This is a genomic window from Brevibacillus sp. SYP-B805, from assembly GCF_011059135.1.
GTDB lineage: Bacteria > Bacillota > Bacilli > Brevibacillales > Brevibacillaceae > Brevibacillus_F.
In genome coordinates this window covers 488579-508320 of sequence record NZ_JAALGD010000001.1, presented here as the reverse complement: position 1 = coordinate 508320, position 19742 = coordinate 488579, and the positions used below count along the sequence as shown (strand labels likewise).

The 19742-nt window shown below is 57.4% G+C and carries 18 protein-coding genes; all 18 read right to left on the bottom strand.

Annotation, left to right across the window (positions count from 1 at the left end; translation table 11 throughout):
* Positions 1 to 31: 31 nt before the first annotated feature.
* The 18 genes from G3578_RS02575 to pyrH all read right to left on the bottom strand — a co-directional run bounded on the left by G3578_RS02575 (position 32) and on the right by pyrH (position 19715).
* On the bottom strand, positions 32 to 973 hold the full coding sequence (locus tag G3578_RS02575) for a bifunctional riboflavin kinase/FAD synthetase (RefSeq protein WP_165208295.1): 942 nt from the start codon (positions 971 to 973) through the stop codon (positions 32 to 34).
* Positions 970 to 1899: a tRNA pseudouridine(55) synthase TruB gene (gene truB, locus G3578_RS02570; protein ID WP_165208293.1), complete on the bottom strand. Its 930-nt coding sequence runs from the start codon at positions 1897 to 1899 to the stop codon at positions 970 to 972. Before truB ends, G3578_RS02575 begins: the two co-directional genes overlap by 4 nt.
* Positions 1892 to 2887: a DHH family phosphoesterase gene (locus G3578_RS02565; protein ID WP_165208291.1), complete on the bottom strand. Its 996-nt coding sequence runs from the start codon at positions 2885 to 2887 to the stop codon at positions 1892 to 1894. Before G3578_RS02565 ends, truB begins: the two co-directional genes overlap by 8 nt.
* Positions 2880 to 3242 (bottom strand): 30S ribosome-binding factor RbfA, encoded by a 363-nt coding sequence (gene rbfA / locus G3578_RS02560; protein WP_165208289.1) that lies wholly within the window; start codon positions 3240 to 3242, stop codon positions 2880 to 2882. The genes G3578_RS02565 and rbfA overlap by 8 nt, the downstream gene beginning before the upstream one ends.
* Before the next feature lie 21 nt (positions 3243 to 3263).
* Entirely contained in the window at positions 3264 to 3545 is a 282-nt protein-coding gene (locus G3578_RS02555) for a DUF503 domain-containing protein (RefSeq protein ID WP_165208287.1), read from the bottom strand.
* On the bottom strand, positions 3545 to 6025 hold the full coding sequence (gene infB / locus G3578_RS02550; protein WP_165208285.1) for a translation initiation factor IF-2: 2481 nt from the start codon (positions 6023 to 6025) through the stop codon (positions 3545 to 3547). Before infB ends, G3578_RS02555 begins: the two co-directional genes overlap by 1 nt.
* 11 nt (positions 6026 to 6036) lie before the next feature.
* Positions 6037 to 6345 (bottom strand): YlxQ family RNA-binding protein, encoded by a 309-nt coding sequence (locus G3578_RS02545; RefSeq protein WP_165208283.1) that lies wholly within the window; start codon positions 6343 to 6345, stop codon positions 6037 to 6039.
* A complete protein-coding gene (gene rnpM, locus G3578_RS02540; protein ID WP_165208423.1) occupies positions 6342 to 6632 on the bottom strand; it encodes an RNase P modulator RnpM in 291 nt (96 codons plus the stop codon). Before rnpM ends, G3578_RS02545 begins: the two co-directional genes overlap by 4 nt.
* The gene (gene nusA / locus G3578_RS02535; protein WP_165208281.1) at positions 6632 to 7726 is read right to left on the bottom strand and encodes a transcription termination factor NusA; all 1095 of its coding nucleotides are present in this window, start codon (positions 7724 to 7726) and stop codon (positions 6632 to 6634) included. The genes rnpM and nusA overlap by 1 nt, the downstream gene beginning before the upstream one ends.
* A gap of 59 nt (positions 7727 to 7785) precedes the next feature.
* The gene (gene rimP / locus G3578_RS02530) at positions 7786 to 8244 is read right to left on the bottom strand and encodes a ribosome maturation factor RimP (protein WP_165208279.1); all 459 of its coding nucleotides are present in this window, start codon (positions 8242 to 8244) and stop codon (positions 7786 to 7788) included.
* Between the two features lie 281 nt (positions 8245 to 8525).
* Entirely contained in the window at positions 8526 to 12833 is a 4308-nt protein-coding gene (locus G3578_RS02525) for a PolC-type DNA polymerase III (RefSeq protein WP_165208277.1), read from the bottom strand.
* A gap of 324 nt (positions 12834 to 13157) precedes the next feature.
* Positions 13158 to 14216, bottom strand: coding sequence for a flavodoxin-dependent (E)-4-hydroxy-3-methylbut-2-enyl-diphosphate synthase (gene ispG, locus G3578_RS02520; protein ID WP_165208275.1), 1059 nt, complete (start codon positions 14214 to 14216; stop codon positions 13158 to 13160).
* Positions 14217 to 14271: 55 nt separating this feature from the next.
* On the bottom strand, positions 14272 to 15537 hold the full coding sequence (gene rseP, locus G3578_RS02515) for an RIP metalloprotease RseP (RefSeq protein WP_165208273.1): 1266 nt from the start codon (positions 15535 to 15537) through the stop codon (positions 14272 to 14274).
* A gap of 52 nt (positions 15538 to 15589) precedes the next feature.
* Positions 15590 to 16738, bottom strand: a complete 1149-nt coding sequence (locus G3578_RS02510; protein ID WP_165208271.1) for a 1-deoxy-D-xylulose-5-phosphate reductoisomerase — start codon at positions 16736 to 16738, stop codon at positions 15590 to 15592.
* 38 nt (positions 16739 to 16776) lie between these two features.
* A complete protein-coding gene (locus tag G3578_RS02505; RefSeq protein ID WP_165208269.1) occupies positions 16777 to 17565 on the bottom strand; it encodes a phosphatidate cytidylyltransferase in 789 nt (262 codons plus the stop codon).
* Between the two features lie 20 nt (positions 17566 to 17585).
* Positions 17586 to 18350, bottom strand: coding sequence for an isoprenyl transferase (locus G3578_RS02500; protein WP_165208267.1), 765 nt, complete (start codon positions 18348 to 18350; stop codon positions 17586 to 17588).
* A gap of 81 nt (positions 18351 to 18431) precedes the next feature.
* On the bottom strand, positions 18432 to 18989 hold the full coding sequence (frr, locus tag G3578_RS02495; RefSeq protein WP_165208265.1) for a ribosome recycling factor: 558 nt from the start codon (positions 18987 to 18989) through the stop codon (positions 18432 to 18434).
* A 3-nt stretch (positions 18990 to 18992) separates the two neighbouring features.
* Positions 18993 to 19715, bottom strand: coding sequence for a UMP kinase (gene pyrH / locus G3578_RS02490; RefSeq protein ID WP_165208263.1), 723 nt, complete (start codon positions 19713 to 19715; stop codon positions 18993 to 18995).
* Positions 19716 to 19742: the final 27 nt, after the last annotated feature.

Genomic DNA, 19742 nt, shown 5'->3' with positions numbered 1-19742 from the left:
ATTATAGCACAGGAAACGTCGAAAAGCAAAGTTAATAATGGCCGGAAGCAAATTTTTGCTTGGCGGTCTCCACATCTTTCTGAATCTGGGCGATCAAGGCGTCCACGCCGGAAAATTTCTGCTCTTCGCGCAGCGCAAAGAGAAACTCGATCTGCACGTCCTTGCCATAGATCTCCCGGTCAAAGTCAAAAACGTGAACTTCGAGCGATTTCTCTTTTTTCTCCAGGGCAAAGGTCGGTTTGATGCCAATGTTCATCACCCCGTTGTAGCGCTGCCCATCCAGGATGAAGCGCACGCCGTACACCCCGTTCTTCCCGACGAGATACGGTTCAGTCAGGGCGATGTTGGCCGTGGGGAAGCCGATGGTTCTTCCCCGCTTGTCGCCGTGAACAACGGTGCCTTTCACCCTGTACGGCCTGCCGAGCAGATGGCGCACCTGCTCCACATCGCCGTGGTGCAGGTATTCCCGGATCACCGTGCTGCTGATCTTTTCCCCGTACCGGTTGACCGGGCTGATGATGTCCAGCCCGTAACGGCCGCGGCTCAATTCCTGCAGCGTCTGTGCCGTTCCCATCCCGCGATAGCCGAACGTGTAATCGAAGCCGACGACAATGTGCCTGGCCTGGAGCGGCAGCAGGCATTCCGCGACGAAATCTTCCGGATAGACGGCGGAGAACCCGATATCAAACTTCATGACATAGGTTGTGTCCACCCCCATTTTCTCCAGCTGCTCCAGCTTGTCGGGAAGCGGGGTCAGATAGCGGGTATACCCGGATTGTCCCAGCACTTCGCGCGGATGGGGATCAAAGGTCATCACCGCACTCTGCCAACCGTTTGCGGAGGCGACATCGATGGCTTTTTGAATCACCCGGCGATGGCCCAGATGGACGCCGTCAAAAAAGCCGACGGCCATCGCGCAGGGAGCGGTTTCCAATTGTTCCGGCAACGGGTATGACAGTTGAACGGTCTTCACATTCCCACCTCGGCTGGAAAAACTTTTTCTGCTTTTGCATAGCTGCCCGTCGGCCCCTTGCACACCCGGTGAATCCCCAGCAGCCGCCCCTCCGAAAAGAGGCAGACAAGGCTTCCCTCGGGAAAGGCCGCATCCGGCAGCGATGTTTCCAAACCGTTGAGCACGGCTTTTTTCCTGGCAGCCGGCAGTTCATGGCGCGGCAAAAAGGAAAGCGCCTGCTCGATCGGCAGGAGATAGGCGGACAAGTCCTCGCCGCGCTCCCGGGCCTTTTCCAGCGCGTCCAGCGTCACGGCATCCTCCAGGGTAAATGGACCGCTTCCCGTTCGGACCAGCCGGGACATGTGGGCCGGATAGCCCAGTGCCTTCCCGATGTCCACGCACAATGTCCGGATGTAGGTTCCTTTCGAACACCGGCAGGCAAACGCGATCTCCACCTGCTCTCCCGCGCGGATGGAGGCAAGCTGCAGATCATAGATGGTGACCGTGCGGGGGGGCCGTTCCACCGTTTTTCCTTCTCTGGCCAGATCGTAGAGCCGCTTGCCCTTCACTTTCACCGCCGAATACATGGGGGGAACCTGTTCGATCTCCCCCAGAAAGCGTTGGAAAACGGCACGGACGCGCTCTTCGGTGATGACCGACGCGTCCACCGGCAACTGTTCCAGCACATCGCCGGTCGCATCCTCCGTCGTCGTCGAGGAACCCAGGCACATCACCGCTTCGTACGTTTTCGGCAGCTCCTGTAGATATTCCACGATGCGGGTGGCATGGCCGATGCAGACGGGCAGGACGCCGCTCACTTCCGGATCCAGCGTGCCGGTATGCCCCGCTTTTTTGGTCTGAAACAGGCGGCGCACCCGCATGACGCAATCGTGAGAGGTCATGCCGGCCGGTTTATGTACAACCAATACCCCGTGCGGATTATTCATGCACACCCACTCCAAGCACTTCGCTCAGTTTTGCCAAAACCTGCTCTTCGATCGCCGCCAGCTCCCCTTTCAGGGTGCAGCCCGCCGCTTTTGCGTGGCCGCCGCCGCCAAAGCTTTTGGCGATCTGCGCGACATCCACATGGGCGCGGGCGCGAAAGCTTACTTTCACCACGCCCGGCTCCGGCTCGCAAAACGAGATGCCCACTTCCACGCCCTCGATATTGCGTCCGTAATTCACCAAGCCGCTCGCATCCTCCGACGTGGCCCCCGTCTCGCAAAGATCGGCGTGGCTGATCTTCAGGGAAGCCACCTGGTTGCGGTGGGTCAGCTTCAGCGATTGCAGGGCGCGCCGCAAAACCTGGACATGTTTGAGCGTAATCTCCTCCAGACAGCGCTCGGCGATCTCGCCCGGCTTCACCCCGCAGCGCAGCAGCTTGGCCGCGATCTCCATCACATGGGAGGTGGTGTTGGAGTAGCGAAACCCGCCCGTATCCGTCAGCAGCCCGGTATAGAGGCAGGTCGCCAACTCCGGCGTGCACGCAAATCCTCCCGCTTCCATCACCTCAAACATGATCTCGGCCGTCGCGGCTGCATCGGTGCGGATCACATTGACCGTGCCGAAAAAATCGTTGGTCGGATGGTGATCGATATTCAGAATCCGGGCATTCGGGGCGAACAGATGGCGGACTTCGCCCATCCGCCGGGCATCCGCGGCATCGACCGCGATGACGGCGTCGAATCTCTCTTCCAGCGAATCTGCCGACAAATTCAGAATGCGCTCAAAGCGGGGAAGAAAGCCGAATTTGGAAGGCGTCTCCCCTTCATTGACAATCACATAGCTTTTCCCGGCCTGCTCCAACAGCAGGGCGGTAGCCAAAGCGGAAGAGGTTGTATCTCCGTCCGGATTCACATGGGAAACAATCAGAAAGCGATCGTGAGCTTTCATGAAACGAGCTGCTTCTGTCAACGCTTCCTGATAGTTATTCATGCTTTGCGTCCCCTTCAGCGGAGATTTCACGCAGGATGGAGTCGATCCGGTTGCCGTAATCGATCGACTCATCCAGCTTAAACACCAGATCGGGCACATGGCGCACCTTGACCCGTTTGCCGATCTCCGAGCGCAGGAATCCCTTTGCCTTTTGCAGTCCGGCAAGGGAAGCTTCCCGCTGCTCCGCGCTGCCGAAGATGCTGACATATACTTTCGCCAGCTGCAGGTCGCTCGTTACCTCTACGCCGGTGACGGTGACAAACCCGATTCGCGGATCTTTCATCTCCCGCTGCAGCAGGACGCTCAGTTCCTTTTTGATTTCTTCCCCAACACGACTCAACCGCGTTTTGTTCAATGCAATCACCCCGCATTTGCCTTAGTCGTAGTATTCCGTATCGGCCCTGATCAACTCCACGCCGGGAGCGATTTCCACCAGGCGCACGGCCGCCTCCAGCTGTTGTTGCAGAAAAGCGGATTCATTGGCAACGGCAGCGATTGCCAGTTCGGATCGCTGCCACTGCTCCAGGTACGCCATCTCGGCGGCAGACACGTTAAACTTCTGCCGGAGCTGGCTCAAGATGCTTTTGATGATCGCCCGCTTCTCTTTCAGGCTGCGGCAGGCGGGCAGAAACAGTTCCACTCGCTCCACACCCACCATCAGGCCTTCACTTCGACCATGACAAAGGCTTCGATAATATCTCCCTGTTTGAAATCGCTGAATTTCTCCAGCGTGATGCCGCACTCATAGCCGGCCATCACTTCGCGAACATCGTCCTTGAACCGCTTGAGCGTATCCAGCTTGCCTTCGTAGACGACGACGCCGTCGCGAATGACACGGGCTCCCGCGTCTCTGGTGATTTTCCCTTCGGTGACATAGCAACCGGCAATGTTGCCCACCTTGGAAACCTTGAATATCTCACGGATCTCCGCCGTCCCGATGATCGATTCCTTGAAGACGGGATCGAGCATGCCTTTGAGGGCCGCTTCGATCTCTTCGATCACATTGTAGATGACGCGGTGCAGGCGGATGTCGATCTTCTCCTGCTCCGCCATGTTGCGCGCGTTCGGCTCCGGTCTGACGTTGAATCCGATAATGATCGCATTGGAGGCATTGGCCAGCGTAACATCGGATTCCGTAATCGCGCCGACGCCGGTGTGAATTATTTTCACACGGGTGCCATTGACGTCGATTTTTTCCAGGGAACCGCGCAGGGCTTCCACCGATCCCTGCACATCGGCCTTGATGATCAGGTTCAGCTCCTTGATCTCGCCCTGCTGGATGTGCTGGAAGAGATCGTCAAGGGAGACGCGGCTGTTTGCGCGGCGCTCCGATTCGCGCTGCTTCGTCGCCCGCGCTTCCCCGATCGCCCGGGCTTTTTTCTCATCCTCAAATACCATGAACGGGTCGCCCGCCTGCGGCACATCGTTCAACCCCGTGATTTCCACCGGCGTGGACGGCGGCGCTTCCTTGATGCGGCGCCCCTTGTCGTTGATCATCGCGCGCACGCGGCCGTATGCGGAACCAACGACGATCGGGTCGCCCACCTTGAGCGTCCCGTGCTGAACCAGTACGGTTGCCACCGGACCGCGCCCTTTATCCAGCTCGGCTTCCACGACGGTACCGCGCGCCCGTTTGTTCGGATTGGCTTTCAGCTCCTGCACTTCGGCTACCAGCAGGATGTATTCGAGCAGCTCTTCCAGCCCGATGCGCTGCTTCGCGGAGATCGGGCAGAAAATCGTATCGCCGCCCCATTCCTCGGCAACCAGCCCGTACTCGGTCAATTCCTGCTTGATGCGGTCAACGTTCGCTTCCGGCTTGTCGATCTTGTTGACCGCCACGATGATCGGCACCTTGGCAGCCTTGGCGTGGCTGATCGCTTCCACCGTCTGCGGCATGACGCCGTCGTCCGCCGCGACGACGAGGACCGTAATATCGGTGATTTGCGCACCGCGTGCCCGCATCGTGGTAAACGCGGCGTGACCCGGCGTATCGAGGAAGGTGATTTTCTTCCCTTTAATCTCCACCTGGTAGGCCCCGATATGCTGGGTAATCCCGCCCGCTTCGCCTGCCACCACATTGGTGGAGCGGATCGCGTCCAGCAGGGTGGTTTTGCCGTGGTCGACGTGACCCATGATGGTAACGACCGGCGGACGTTCTACCAGATCGGCCGGGTTATCCACTTCTTCGATGGTTTCGAAGTTGGTTTCGTCGATGACGATTTTCTCTTCCACTTCCACGCCGTATTCCGCACAGATCAGCTCGATGGCGTCCTTGTCAAGAGCCTGGTTGATGGTGGCCATGATGCCAAGGCCGAAAAGCTTCTTGATGATTTCCGCAGGTTCTTTACGCAGTTTTTTCGCCAGTTCGGCAACCGTCAATGACTCCGTAAACGTAATCTTCGACGGCGGTTCAGCCGCCGGTCGCTGCTGCTGCTGGTGCTGCTGGCTTCCCTTGCGCTGGTCATGCCGTTTGTTGTTGTTCTTAAACGGCTGGCTGCTTTTCTTCGATTCCTCAAAACCTTTTTTGGCCGGAGGCGCTTTTTTGATTTTCTCGCGCTTCTCCAGGGCCACTTTGGCCGGGATCTTTACCTTGTCTTCGAAATCATCAACTTTCACATCATCCTGGTCGTCCACGGTGTTGGCGGCACGACCTGCCTGTTGATCCTGCGCTCTGCTTTGTTGGCCTCTCATATCGAATGGTTTTCGCTCCTGCTGTTTCCCCTGATTTTTTTGCTGCGGCGGCCGCTGCGGATTGTCGGGACGATTCCCTTTGGTACGGTCATTTCCTCCGGCCGACCGGTCATTCTTGCGCGGCTGCTGACCCGCGGCGGCAGCCTGCTGTCCGGTCTTGCCGCCATCCTTGCGTTTCTCCGGCGCTGCCGACGCATGCGCCTGCTTCTCCGTCTTCTCGGCGCTCCGTTCCGCCGGCTGGGCCGGCGCCGGGGCTGTCCCTGCCGGTTTGTCAAAACGGGCATTGGCGCGGAGTTTGGCCATATGCTCCTCAATCTTGGCTATCATCGCTTCATCCATGATGCTCATGTGATTGGCAACTTCCATATTCAATCGCTTTAACAAGTTGAGAATTTCCTTGCTGCTCATATTATGCTGTTTGGCATATTCGTAAACGCGTGTTTTCATCATGTCACCCCTTATGAATTAGGTGTGAGAAGGTGCCGGATGTTCTCCGCCAGCTTCGCGTCCGTCACGGCCATCGTCACGCGCGCCTCCTTGCCGATCGCTCTTCCCAGCTCGAAACGATCGGCCGGGGAACAGAGCGGGATGGCGTAATGGGCGCATTTGTCCGTCACTTTTTTCACGGTGTTGGCGGATGCATCGGTAGCCAGGAGGACCAGTTTTGCCTGATTGCTGCGAATCGCGTTCAGCACAAGCTCTTCCCCCGTGACAATCTTGCGGGCCCGCATCGCCAGCCCCAGCAGCTGTCCCGCCTGCCGGTTCATCGGCCGATCAGCTCCAGCCACCGGCTGCGGAATTCTTCATACTGCTCCTGGCTGATCGTCATGTTCAGCGCCCTTTCCAGCACTTTCTTCCATTTGCCGGCCGCAAAGGTATCCGGCTTCATGCAGGTTTCCTGCCTGCATACATACGTCCCTCTTCCCGCCATTCTGCCGGTGAGGTCAATCTCGATCGTCTCCTGCGGCGTGCGAACCACACGGATCAATTCTTTCTTCGGGAACATGCCCTGGCAGACGATACATTTGCGAAGCGGTACCTTTTTGACTTTCATCATGCATCCACATCCATGGAATCCAGGCTTTCAGAGTGTTTCGGATATTGAATCCCCTCTTGCTCCGCCTGGCTTTCGCTTTTGATATCGATTTTCCAGCCGGTCAGCTTGGCGGCCAGGCGCGCATTTTGCCCGCGCTTGCCGATCGCCAGCGACAGCTGATAGTCGGGTACGATGACACGGGTTACCTTCTCCGCAGCATTCACTTCCACATGCAGCACCTTGGAAGGGCTGAGCGCATTGGCCACGTATTCGGCCGGATCATCCGACCAGCGAACGATATCGATCTTTTCACCTTTCAGCTCATTGACGATGGTTTGCACCCGCATGCCCTTGGGCCCGACACAGGCCCCCACCGGATCCACCTCCGGATTGATGGAATGGACGGCGATCTTGGAGCGGTCCCCCGCTTCCCGGGCGACGGATTTGATTTCAACGGTGCCATCATAGATCTCCGGCACCTCCAGCTCAAACAGTCGCTTCAGCAGGCCCGGATGGGTGCGGGAGACGACGATCTGCGGCCCTTTGGTCGTTTTTTCCACCTTCAGGATGTAAGCCTTGATGCGGTCCTGCGGTTTGAAATCGTCTGTCGGCATTTTTTCCGACAGCGGCATCACCGCTTCGGCCTTGCCCAGATCGATGTAGTAGAAACGGGCATCCTGCCGCTGTACGACGCCTGTGATGATGTCATCTTCACGATCGATAAATTCGCTGTAAATCAGTCCCCGCTCCGCCTCGCGGATGCGCTGGGTCACGACCTGCTTGGCCGTCTGCGCCGCGATACGGCCGAAATCGCGCGGCGTCACCTCGATCTCGACGATATCATCGAGCCGGTAGTTGGGATCGATCTCCTGGGCCGCTTCCAGGGAGATTTCCAGGCGCGAATCGGTCACTTCTTCCACCACGGTTTTCCGGGCAAAGACACGCACCTGGCCGGTATACCGGTTCACGTCGACACGCACGTTTTGCGCGGAGTTGAAATTGCGTTTATAACCGGAGATAAGCGCTGCTTCAATGGCCTCAATCAATACCTCTTTGGTGATTCCTTTCTCTCTTTCGATGGCTTCCAGTGCCTCAATAAAATCGGCGTTCATCTTGCTGGTGCCTCCTCCTTTCAATGGTCCCAATCTGTCAAACAGGTGATCCGGGCTGGTCAGAAAACAATCGCCATGCGGGCGCTGTCGATCTGCTCCAGGGTGATCACATGGGTTTTCTTCGCTTCTTTCACCGTCAGCTCCCCGTTTTCAAAAGAGAGCAGTTCCCCTTCAAAAACCGTCGCCCCGTCCACCGGTTCCTTCGTCGTGATATGTACGTGCCTGCCCACAGCCTTGCGAAAATCGCGCTCGTTCCGAAGCGGCCGCTCCGCACCAGGCGATGACACCTCCAGAAAGTAGGCGTTGGGGATCGGGTCTGTTTCATCCAATCGCTGGCTCAGTCGCTCGCTGACGGCGCTGCACTCATCTATGTCGATATCGCCGGTCTCATTGTCGATAAAAATGCGCAAAAACCAGTTGCTGCCTTCCTTCTTGTATTCGATGTCGACAAGTTCAAGCCCCATATCGGTCAAGATGGGAGCCAGCAGTTCTTCTACGATCTGCGTTACTTTGCTCAACTCGATACCTCCTTCCTGTTGGGCGTTGGGCGTCTTTCGCGTCGCGCCCGCGTGCTGTCGACCGTTTGTCATCATACGTTTCGGCCAGAAAGAAAGAGTGGGTTTCCCCACTCTCATTCGCAGCGTGTATCACCAGTATTTCCAAAAAGATTATAGCATAACAACATTCCTTTGACAACCACCGATTCCCGAATCATCCAGCCGGCTTAAGCATACGCACTGCCCACTCGGCGTCAGCGATCGCGTTATCGAGTGGGGCTCTTTTCTGTGCCGAGTGGTTCCTAGAAAAGGGAGAGCTGGTTGGACTCCGGCAGATCCTTGAGCGCGCCTTGTTCGTCCAAATATTCCAGGATCGTCTTGGAGATCTTGGAACGGGCCAGCAGGTCTTCCTTGGAGAGGAAGGGCCCCTCTTCCCTGGCTTTGACGATGCTCAGGGCAGCGTTGGTGCCAAGGCCGGGAATGGCGCGGAACGGCGCGATCAGACTGTTGCCGTCGATCAGGAAGCGGGTCGCATCCGAGCGGTACAGGTCCACGTTGGCAAAGCGGAATCCCCGCTCCACCATTTCGAGGGCCATCTCCAGCACCGTATGCAGCGCCTTCTCCTTCGGCTGGGCGTCATGCCCTTTTTCCTCGATCTCTTCGATCTTCTGCCGAATGGCCGATGATCCTTTTACCATCAGCGGAATGTCGAAGTCGTCGGCGCGGACGGAGAAATAGGTGGCGTAGAACTCCAGCGGATAATGCACCTTGAAGTACGCAATCCGTACGGCCATCATGACGTACGCGGTGGCGTGGGCCTTTGGGAACATGTACTTGATTTTTTCGCAGGATTGAATGTACCACTCCGGTACGTTGTTTCGGCGCATCTCTTCCTTGTCTTCCTCCGGCACGCCTTTCCCCTTGCGCACCGATTCCATGATTTTGAAAGCGCGCGAAGGTTCCAATCCTTTGTAAATCAGGTACACCATGATGTCGTCCCGGCAGCCGATGACTTCCGAAAGCTTGCAGGTGCCGCTTCTGATCAGGTCCTGCGCATTGTTCAGCCAGACGTCCGTCCCGTGGGACAGACCGGAGATCTGCACCAGCTCGGCAAACGTGGTCGGTTTGGTATCCTCCAGCATCTGCCGGACGAATTTGGTACCAAATTCCGGAATGCCCAGCGTTCCCATATTGGTGCGGATCTGCTCCGGCGTGACGCCCAGCGCTTCGGTCGAACTGAAAATGGACATCGTCTTGGGATCATCCAACGGGATCGTTTTGGGATCGATGCCCGTCAGGTCCTGCAGCATGCGGATGACGGTCGGATCGTCGTGCCCCAGAATATCCAGCTTCAGCAGGTTGTCGTGGATGGAATGGAAGTCGAAATGGGTGGTGCGCCATTCCGAATCGCTGTCGTCGGCCGGATATTGAATCGGGCAGAAATCCTCGATCTCCATATAGTCCGGCACCACGATAATCCCGCCCGGGTGCTGTCCCGTCGTCCGCTTCACGCCGGTGCACCCGTTCACCAGCCGCGCAATCTCCGCTCCGCGCAAGGTCAGCTTGCGCTCCTCCGCATATTTGCGCACATAGCCGTAGGCGGTTTTCTCCGCGACCGTACCGATCGTGCCCGCCCGATAGACGTTATCCACCCCGAACAGCTCCTGGGTATATTTGTGCGCCCGCGGCTGATATTCCCCGGAAAAGTTCAAGTCGATATCGGGAACCTTGTCTCCTTTAAACCCAAGGAACGTCTCGAACGGAATGTCCTGGCCGTCCTTGTTGTATTTCTGGCCGCAGCGGGGGCAGTTCTTGTCAGGCAAATCGAAGCCGGAGCCGATGGAGCCGTCCGTGATGAACTCACTGTGCTGACAGCCCGGACAGAGATAATGCGGCGGCAGCGGGTTCACCTCGGTAATCTCCGCCATGGTCGCCACGAACGATGACCCGACGGACCCCCGCGAACCTACGAGATAGCCGTCGGACAGCGACTTGGTGACCAGGCGCTGGGAAATCAGATAGATCACCCCGAAACCGTGCGTAATGATGCTGTTCAGCTCTTTTTCGAGGCGCTTCTCCACGATCTCAGGCAGCGGATCGCCATACAGGCGCCGCGCCTTGGCGTAGCACATCTCCCGCAGTTCATCGTCCGCCCCCGGGATGACCGGCGTATACAGCTTGTCCGGGATCGGGCTGACCTCTTCGATCATGTCGGCGATGGCATTGGAGGCGGTAACCACCACCTCTTTGGCCAGCTCTTCCCCCAGATAGGCGAAGGCGTCCAGCATCTCATCCGTGGTCATCAGATAGAGAGGAGGCTGGCTGCCCGCATTGGGATCGCCTTGCGACAGCAGGAAAACATCCCGGAACACATCGTCCTGCGGGTTGAGGAAGTGGACATCCCCGGTGGCCACCACCGGTTTCCCCAGCTCTTTCCCGATCTCAACAAGCATCTTGTGATAGCCGTGAACCATCTCCAGGGATGCGATGCTTTCATCGCGCAGCAGCGGCGCATAATGGGCAGGGGGCTGAATTTCGATGAAATCGTAAAAGCGGGCGATCTCCAGCAGTTCCTCCCGCGTCTTCCCCCTAAGGATCGCCTGAAACAGTTCTCCCTCTTTGCACGCCGTGCCGATCAGCAGGCCTTCGCGGTGTTTGACGAGCTGGCTGCGCAGGATGCGCGGGACGCGATAAAACGTCTCCACATGCGATTTGCTCACCAGCTTGTACAAGTTTTTCAGGCCTGCCTTGTTCCTGACAAGCAGCGTGGCGTGAAACGGCCGGGAGCTTTTGTAATCGGCCCTCGCATTGCTCTCTTCATTCAAACTGCTTAAGCGGTTGATGCCCTGCTCCCGCAGATCCTTGAGCATGTATTGAAAAACATGGGCGAGCGCCACCGTATCGTCCAATGCCCGGTGCGCGTTGATCAGCTCCACGTTAAATTTCTTCGCCAGCGTCCCCAGGCGGTAGTTGCGCATGCCAGGATACAGCATGCGGGCGAGCGGCAGGGTGTCGAGGAACGGATTGCTCCACGGTTCCAGCCCGATGCGTTTTGCGCAGGCGTTGAGGAAGCTCTGGTCGAATTCCGCATTGTGGGCGACCAGCACCGCATCTCCGACAAACTCCTTGAAACGGCGCAGCACGACATCGATCGTCTCTTTCCCCTGCAGCATCTCATTGGTGATGCCGGTGATTTCGGTCGTTTTGGGGCCGATCGGGACCTGCGGGTCGATCAGTTCCGTCCATTTGTCGATGATTTCGGTGCCGCGCATCTTGACGGCCGCGATCTCGATGATGGTATGCTCCGCCGCGTTCAACCCCGTGGTTTCCGTGTCAAAGACCACATACGGCGTCTGTTCGTCGATCGCCATGTCATTTTTGCCATCCGGCTCCAGATTGTAGACAATGTTGACCCCGTCTTCCACGACGTAGGCTTCCATCCCGAGGATGCATTTGATGCCGTTCTTCTTTGCCATGCTGTACGCCTCGGGGAAGGCCTGCACGACTCCGTGGTCGGTCACGGCCAGCGCCTTGTGCCCCCACTTGGCGGCGGTGGAGAAGAGGGACTTCAGCGAGGCGACGCCGTCCAGCGCGCTCATGGGGCTGTGGCAGTGAAGCTCCACCCGCTTTTCTTCCGCTTGATCCCTGCGGCCGCGCTGTTCGATCTGGTTGATGTCGTTGGCGGTCATCACCAGCTCCCGCATGAAGGGATCATGCTGGACGCTGCCGCGCACCTTGAGCCACATCCCGTCCTTGACGGCTTCCAGCAGCTTCACGTCTTCCTTGTCGCGCGAGAACATCTTGACGGTCAATGAATCAGTAAAATCGGTCAGATGGAAGGTGAGCAGATGGCGTCCGCTTTTCAGCTCCTTCATTTCTGCGCCAAACACCGTTCCCTGAATCACCACCCGCCGCTCTTCTTCCTGGATCTCCCGAATCGGGACGGGCTCTTCCTTGATGTCATAGCCGATCACCAGGGTGGTGACCGCTTCCACCGCAGCGGCTGTCTCCTTCTCCGCCTGCGCGCTCATCACCTCTTCAAGCAGGGCCCGCTCTTCCTCCTGCCGCTGTTCGAGAAACGCCTGATACGCCTCGTCGCTTTCTTCTGCATGGAAGCGGAAGCGCGGCCGAATCGCCGCCACCTGGAAAAAGGCTTCCGCCAGCGCTTCGTCCACCTTTTTCCGTTTGGCCATCTCGACGGCCATCTCGGTGGGCATGTAAACCTTTACGTCCTCCCCTGCGACCTGCCGCCGGGCCGATTTGATGGTGACCGCCAGCGAATTGATCTGGCTCTCCAGGCTTTTCAGCACATACTCCCAGTATTCTTCCACCGCCTGCTCCAGCATGGGTTTGCTGCGGTAAGAAAAACGGGCGTGCACTCGCGCCAGATGGGCATAGGTATGTACCAGCCTGCTGGCGAATGCCTCAAAAATGTCAATCGGCAAAAGCTGCGGAAGGGTAAAGGAAAACACCCATTCCCTCGTTGCCTTGATCACTTCCAATTTATCAATGGTCGCATCCGGAAAATAGCGCTCCTGCCATTCACCGGGCAGTCCCAGCTGCGAACAAAGCAGTGTGAACCGTTGTTTTTGTTCGGTGCTTCGATCCATCCTGAAATCCCCTCCATTCCCCGTCCGTCTGTATGCTCACCGAATCGGCGGCAGCTTCGCCAGCAAACCTGTCGGGTCCAGACCCGGTGCGGGCGGCTGCCCGGCAAAAGTACCCTGGCCCCCAGGTGTCGGCGCCTACCCGATGCTGCGCCTGCAGCCGATCGCTGTGTCGATCGCGTCGAAAACAAAAGAGGTACCCACTCAGGAGTACCTCCGTATAGTTCGACAGCTTCCGAGCCAATTCCTGCTGGACAAACGTCGATCTAGGACAAACCGGTCGCGCATGTCCATCAAAGGCCCGACTGGTGACCACGATTTCCCCGGCTATTTCACCATGGAATGAATCTCTTTCATCAATTCATCAAACAGCTCGTGCTCCTTCACCTTGCGCACGATTTCGCCATTGCGGAAAATCAAGCCCTCGCCGTTTCCGCCGGCCACGCCGACATCGGCTTCCCGCGCCTCGCCCGGACCGTTGACGGCACAGCCCATCACGGCGATTTTCAGCGGGGTTTTCAGGTTGGCAACCGCATCCTCTACCTTGGTCGCCAGGCCGATCAAATCAATCGCACAGCGGCCGCAGGACGGGCACGCGATCACCACGGGATCGTTGTTGACGATATCCAGGCTGCGCAGAATCTGCTTGGCAACCTTGATCTCCTCCACCGGATCGGCCGTCAGCGATACCCGGATGGTATCCCCGATCCCCATGGAAAGCACCGTCCCGATTCCCACGGCCGACTTGATGCCGCCGGAGAATGCGGTCCCCGCTTCCGTGACGCCCACGTGCAGCGGATAATTCCGCTTCTGCGCCATGAGGGAATAGGTTTGGATCATCGTCGGCACATCGGAGGACTTCAGCGAAATCACGATATTGGTATAATCCAGATCTTCCAGAATCTCGACGTGATCGATCGCGCTTTCCACAATCGCTTCCGGGCTGGGATACCCGTATTTTTCCAGCAGCCGTTTTTCGACGGAACCGGAGTTAACCCCGATGCGGATCGGCACATTCCGCTCCCGGCACGCTTCCACGACCGCTTTCGTCTTTTCCCTGGAACCGATGTTGCCCGGATTGATCCGGATCTTGTCGATGCCGCTTTCCAGGGCGATCAACGCCAGCCTGTAATCGAAGTGGATGTCCGCCACCAGCGGCAGCGGGGAACGCGCCTTGATCTGCTTGATCGCCCGCGCGGCATCCTCGTTGATGACGGCCAGCCGCACGATCTGGCATCCTGCTTCATACAGGCTCTGGATCTGGGCCAGGGTTCCTTCCACATCGCGGGTGTCCGTTGTCGTCATGGACTGGATGACCACGCTTTTTTGCCCGCCGATCTGCACGCCTCCCACAAATACCGGTTTCGTCTCCTCACGTTTATACATTGTTTGGCACCATCCTTTGACTATTTCACCCAAACGGCGAATCGTCCGTCACGCTTCAGTTAAAGATAAACCGCTGCAAATCGTTCCACGTTACAACCAGAATCAACAGCATCAAAAACGCGAAGCCGAGGAAGTGAACCATCCCTTCCTTGTGCGGGTCGACCGGGCGTCCGCGCAGGGCCTCCACGAACAGGAACGCCAGCCGTCCGCCATCCAGCGCCGGCAGCGGCAGCAGGTTAAAGAGCCCCAGGTTGATGCTGAGCACCGCCGCCCACTTCATCAGGATCGCCAGCCCCTGCTGGGCAAACTCGCCCGTCATGATGAAGATGCCGGCGGGGCCGCTCAACTGATCAAGACCGACATGGCCGGTAAACAGCTGCACCAATCCGGTCAGCATCATCACGGTAAATTGATAGGTGGATACTGCGCCGTATTTTACCGCGGCCCACGGCGAATAGGTCACCGGATTGTACACCTTGATCTTGCCTTCATTTCCCTCATTGGCCACTTTTACCGGGATCGTTTTCCGTTCGCCCTCGCGCTCCACGACAAACGTGAGGGTTTTGCCCGGCGACACGCTGACGATCTCGACGATATCCTTCCAGGTGGTTGTCGGCTTCCCTTCAATGGAGAGGACCCGGTCTCCCTGCTGCAAGCCGGCCACAGCCGCCGGACCGCCTGCGGGAACCTCGCCGATTCGGGCTTCGTTGCTGGGAACGCCGTAGAGCATGCCGATGGAGGCAAACAACAGGAAGGCCAGCAGGAAGTTGGCGGCGGGACCGGCAAAAATTGTCCAGAAACGCTGCGGAATCGTCTTTCCCTTGAATTGGCGGTTAAGGGGAGCGATCTGCACTTCCTGGTCCCCTTTCACCAGCTGCGCCCTCGGATGGACCGGCAATGTGCGCTGTTCCCCATTGGTTTCCAGGGTAAGCGTCAGCTGCTGTTCCAGGTCATAGCGGACGATCGTTCCCGCAAGCAAGGACGGCTGGGATGCCCCTTTGCCATCCAGCAGAATGCGCGTCACTCTGCCCGCCGGGTCGCATTCCACGGCAACCTCCATATGCGGTTTCAGCATGTCCAGTTCCGGATCTTCCCCCGCCATCCGCACCAGGCCGCCGATGGGCAGCAATCGCAGGGTATACTCCGTCTCCCCGCGCTTGACGCGGAAGATCTTCGGCCCCATCCCCAGCGCGAATTCCCGACAAAGGATGCCGGCCCGTTTGGCCAGGAGAAAATGGCCCAGTTCATGGACAAACACAAGCAAACCGAACACAACGATGATCGCAAGAATCGATTCAAGCGAATCCAGAGCTAATGGCAAGGAGTTTAGCCACCTTTCCTACCAGACTGTTTGTTTCGGGCATTACGCTGACTTACCAGGCGGAGAGCGCTTCTTGCCGTGCCCACGCATCCGCAGCCTGTATCGCTTCGAGCGAGGGGTCGGCGATGACCGCATGGGTGTCGCAGACGCGCTCCACAATGCGTTCGATGTCGAGAAAGCCGATCTCTCCGCGCAGGAAACGGGCCACGGCCACCTCATTGGCGGCATTGAGGACAGCGGGCAGCGTCCCCCCCTGCTTGCCGCACGCATAGGCCAGGCGCAGCAGCGGATAGCGTTCAAAATCCATCCGGGCAAAATGAAGGGCACCGCACTTGATCAGATCAAGCGGCGGTGTTGCGAGCGGCATGCGGTGCGGATAACTCAGCGCATACTGGATCGGTACCTTCATATCCGGTGTGCCCAATTGGGCCAATACCGCCCTGTCTTTATATTCTACCATAGAATGTATGATACTTTCATAATGAAGAACACATTCAATTTGCTCATAGGGCAGATCAAACAGCCAGTGGGCTTCAATGACCTCGAAGCCTTTGTTCATCATCGTCGCCGAATCGATGGTGATTTTGGCCCCCATGCTCCAATTGGGATGCTTCAGGGCATCCGCCACAGTCACCCCGGTCAGTTCCTCGCGCCGCAGGTGGCGAAACGAGCCGCCGGAAGCCGTCAGAATGATGCGAGCCACGTCCTCCCTGCGCTCTCCCTGCAAACACTGAAAAATGGCGGAGTGTTCGCTGTCAACGGGAATGATGGCCACGCCCTTCTCTTTGGCCGCTTTCATGACGAGATGGCCGGCGCTCACCAGCGTCTCCTTGTTGGCAAGGCCGATCGTCTTGCCGGCTTCAATCGCTGCCAGCGTAGGAGCAACCCCCACGCTGCCCACAATGGCCGTCATCACGAAACTGGCATTCGCATGGGTGGCAACCGCAAGCAGCCCTTCCTCTCCATACACGATCTGGGGCTTTTGTTCCGCTCCCAGCAGATCCTGCAGCTCGGCAGCGGCTTCTGCGGTGCCGACCGAGACCAGCTCCGGCCGGTATTGTTTGACCTGTTCCGCCAACAGGCCGACATTGGTGCCTGCCGCCATGGCCACAACCTGAAACGCGTCGGGATGCTGGGCCACCACTTCCAGCGTGCTTTTGCCGATGGAGCCGGTCGAACCGAGCAGCGCGATTTTCTTCATCTGGCTCATCCTCTCCCTTTCCTTTCCAAGCCGAATCATCAGATAATGCCCATCAGATGCAAAATGGGGAACACGATCAGCCAGCTGTCCGTACGATCCAGCACGCCGCCATGGCCCGGCAGGATTTTCCCGGAGTCCTTGACGCCAAAATGGCGTTTCAAGGCGGATTCAATCAAATCCCCTGCTTGTCCGGTCACACCCGATACCAGGGCGAGGATCAGCGCGTGCGTAACAGGAAAGGCTCCCAACACCCCGTTGGCAGCCAGCACGACGAGGACAGCCGCCACAAGCCCGCCGATCGACCCTTCCACGGTTTTATTCGGACTGATCTCCGGCCAAAGCTTCCGTCTGCCGACCGCCTTGCCGACAAAGTAGGCCCCGGAGTCCGTCGCCCAGATCCCCAAAAAGACCAGGATCGTCAGGAAAAAGCCGTTCTCCGCCACATGGCGAGCCAGCGCCATAAAGAAAAAACCGTATCCTATGTATAACGCCCCTAAAATGGTCAGGGCGGCATGTTCAACGTGAAATTTGTTCTTCCGAAAAACGGAATAGAGCAGCAGCAGGATGGTAACGGGCATCAACACAAGCGTAAACATGCTTTCTCGCTGCGGCAGGAAAAATAGCTGCGGCCACAGGATGCTCAGCATCAGTGCATACCCCAGGATGCCCGGCAAGGAGAACACCCTGATTCCTGCCATCTGCAAAAATTCATACAGACCCAGCAATGCTAATAAAAGAAGTAGCAACGAGTACCACACATTTCCCACATACACGAGAAACAGGAAGAGGATACCCCCTACTACACCAGTGACGATGCGCTGCTTCAACTGTTTTCCACCTCTTCGGCTCAAACCGCCCCGTATCGGCGACCGCGGCCCTGGTATTCAGCAATAGCCTGGTAAAAATGCTCTTTGGTAAAATCCGGCCACAAGACATCGGTAAACCACAATTCGGTGTAGGCCAACTGCCACAGCATGAAGTTGCTCAACCGAATCTCGCCGCTGGTGCGAATCATCAGATCCGGTTCCGGAATGTCGCGCGTATACAGATGGCGCGCAACCGCTGCTTCGTCGATCTCTTCCGGCTGCAGCTCGCCTGCCTGCACTTTGCGGGCCAGCTCCTGCATGGCATGGATCATTTCCTTCCGGCTGCCGTAATTCAACGCAAAGTTCAACTGCAAGCCGGTGTTGCCCTTGGTCTTCTCTTCGGCGATCTCCAGCGCTTCCAATGTATGAGAAGGCAGCTCATCCTTGCTGCCCAGCATTTTCAGACAAACATTCCGTTCGATTAATTCATCCAATTCTGTCGACAAAAATTCCTGGGGAAGCTTCATCAGAAAATCCACTTCTTCCTGCGGACGCTTCCAGTTCTCGGTCGAAAACGCGTACATCGTCATGTATTTGACGCCGATGGCATCGGCCGCCTTGACGATCTCCTTGACCGCTTTCATTCCCGCACGGTGGCCGGCAATCCGCGGCAAGTTGCGCATTTTGGCCCAACGGCCGTTTCCATCCATGATGACGGCCACATGCACGGGTATATCGCTGGATGCCTCAATGGCCGCCGCTTGCTTTGACTTGCGCGTAAACATTTGCGTGAGCTGTTCTAACATAAAGCTTTCCCCCAGAAAGCGAGATATAGACATAATACCCCCTCAGCCGAGGGGGATTCCAAGCACCGTGTCCATCCGTTGTTACACTTCAAGGATATCTTTTTCTTTCTCTTTCACAATCTTGTCAACGTCGGCAATATACTTGTCCGTCGTCTTTTGGATCGTTTCCTGGTAGCGGCGGGACTCGTCTTCCGAAATGGAGCCCGCTTTTTCCAGTTTCTTGATCTCATCGTTGGCATCCCGTCTGATGTTGCGGATCGCCACTTTCGCCTCTTCCCCGCTCTTGCCTGCCACTTTTACCAATTCCTTGCGGCGCTCTTCGGTAAGCGGAGGAATCACAATCCGAATGATGCTGCCATCGTTGCTTGGCGTCAATCCGAGGTCGGATTGCTGGATGGCGCGTTCGATCTCCTTCAGCGCCGATTTGTCCCACGGCTGGATTTGCAGCAGGCGGGGTTCCGGCGCGTTGATGTTTGCCAGCTGGCTGACCGGCGTCGGGGTTCCGTAGTAATCCACCACCACTTTATCCAGCATGGCCGGGTTGGCGCGGCCGGCACGGAGCGTTGCCAGATCTTTTTTCAAGGTTGCGATCGCTTTTGCCATGCGTTCTTCCATATCTTTCAACACGGTTTGCGGCATGCGTTATTCCCCCTTTACAAGCGTTCCGATTTTTTCACCCATGATGGCACGGCGAATGTTGCCTTCTTCGGAAATGTTAAAGACGATCAGCGGTATATGATTGTCCATACAGAGGCTGGAAGCGGTCGAATCCATGACACCCAAGCCTTTGTTCAGCACTTCCAGGAATGTGAGTTCGTCGTATTTTTTCGCGTGCGGATCAAGCGTCGGGTCAGCCGAGTAAACGCCATCCACCTTGTTTTTGGCCATCAAGATGACTTCCGCCTCGATCTCGGCCGCACGCAGGGCAGCCGTCGTATCCGTGGAGAAATACGGATTCCCCGTACCGGCCGCAAAAATGACCACCCGGTTTTTCTCCAGATGACGGATTGCTCTTCTGCGTATGTATGGTTCAGCCACCTGGCGCATCTCGATGGACGTCTGGACGCGCGTGGGAACGTTCACCTTTTCGAGTCCATCCTGCAGAGCGAGCGAGTTCATGATCGTGGCCAGCATGCCCATGTAATCCGCAGTTGCCCGATCCATTCCCTTCGAACTGCCGGACAGCCCGCGCCAAATGTTCCCCCCGCCGACGACAACCGCTACCTGCACGCCCAGCTCGACGATTTCCTTGATCTGATTGGCGATGGAAAAGATCACTTTCGGGTCGATTCCGTACCCGATATCCCCGGCCAGCGCTTCTCCACTTAACTTTAACACAACTCGTTTATAGGCAGGAAGTGGCATTTTCGAGCGCCTCCATTCATCTATCTA

Coding starts and splice junctions, on each gene's coding strand:
- G3578_RS02510 (WP_165208271.1), bottom strand. CDS start 16,738: ATGAAGAAAATCGCGCTGCTCGGTTCGACCGGCTCCATCGGCAAAAGC.
- G3578_RS02565 (WP_165208291.1), bottom strand. CDS start 2,887: ATGAATAACTATCAGGAAGCGTTGACAGAAGCAGCTCGTTTCATGAAA.
- rnpM (WP_165208423.1), bottom strand. CDS start 6,632: ATGAAAGTCAAAAAGGTACCGCTTCGCAAATGTATCGTCTGCCAGGGC.
- G3578_RS02545 (WP_165208283.1), bottom strand. CDS start 6,345: ATGAACCGGCAGGCGGGACAGCTGCTGGGGCTGGCGATGCGGGCCCGC.
- nusA (WP_165208281.1), bottom strand. CDS start 7,726: ATGAACGCCGATTTTATTGAGGCACTGGAAGCCATCGAAAGAGAGAAA.
- frr (WP_165208265.1), bottom strand. CDS start 18,989: ATGCCGCAAACCGTGTTGAAAGATATGGAAGAACGCATGGCAAAAGCG.
- G3578_RS02500 (WP_165208267.1), bottom strand. CDS start 18,350: ATGTTAGAACAGCTCACGCAAATGTTTACGCGCAAGTCAAAGCAAGCG.
- truB (WP_165208293.1), bottom strand. CDS start 1,899: ATGAATAATCCGCACGGGGTATTGGTTGTACATAAACCGGCCGGCATG.
- pyrH (WP_165208263.1), bottom strand. CDS start 19,715: ATGCCACTTCCTGCCTATAAACGAGTTGTGTTAAAGTTAAGTGGAGAA.
- infB (WP_165208285.1), bottom strand. CDS start 6,025: ATGAAAACACGCGTTTACGAATATGCCAAACAGCATAATATGAGCAGC.
- G3578_RS02555 (WP_165208287.1), bottom strand. CDS start 3,545: ATGGTGGGTGTGGAGCGAGTGGAACTGTTTCTGCCCGCCTGCCGCAGC.
- ispG (WP_165208275.1), bottom strand. CDS start 14,216: ATGTATAAACGTGAGGAGACGAAACCGGTATTTGTGGGAGGCGTGCAG.
- G3578_RS02525 (WP_165208277.1), bottom strand. CDS start 12,833: ATGGATCGAAGCACCGAACAAAAACAACGGTTCACACTGCTTTGTTCG.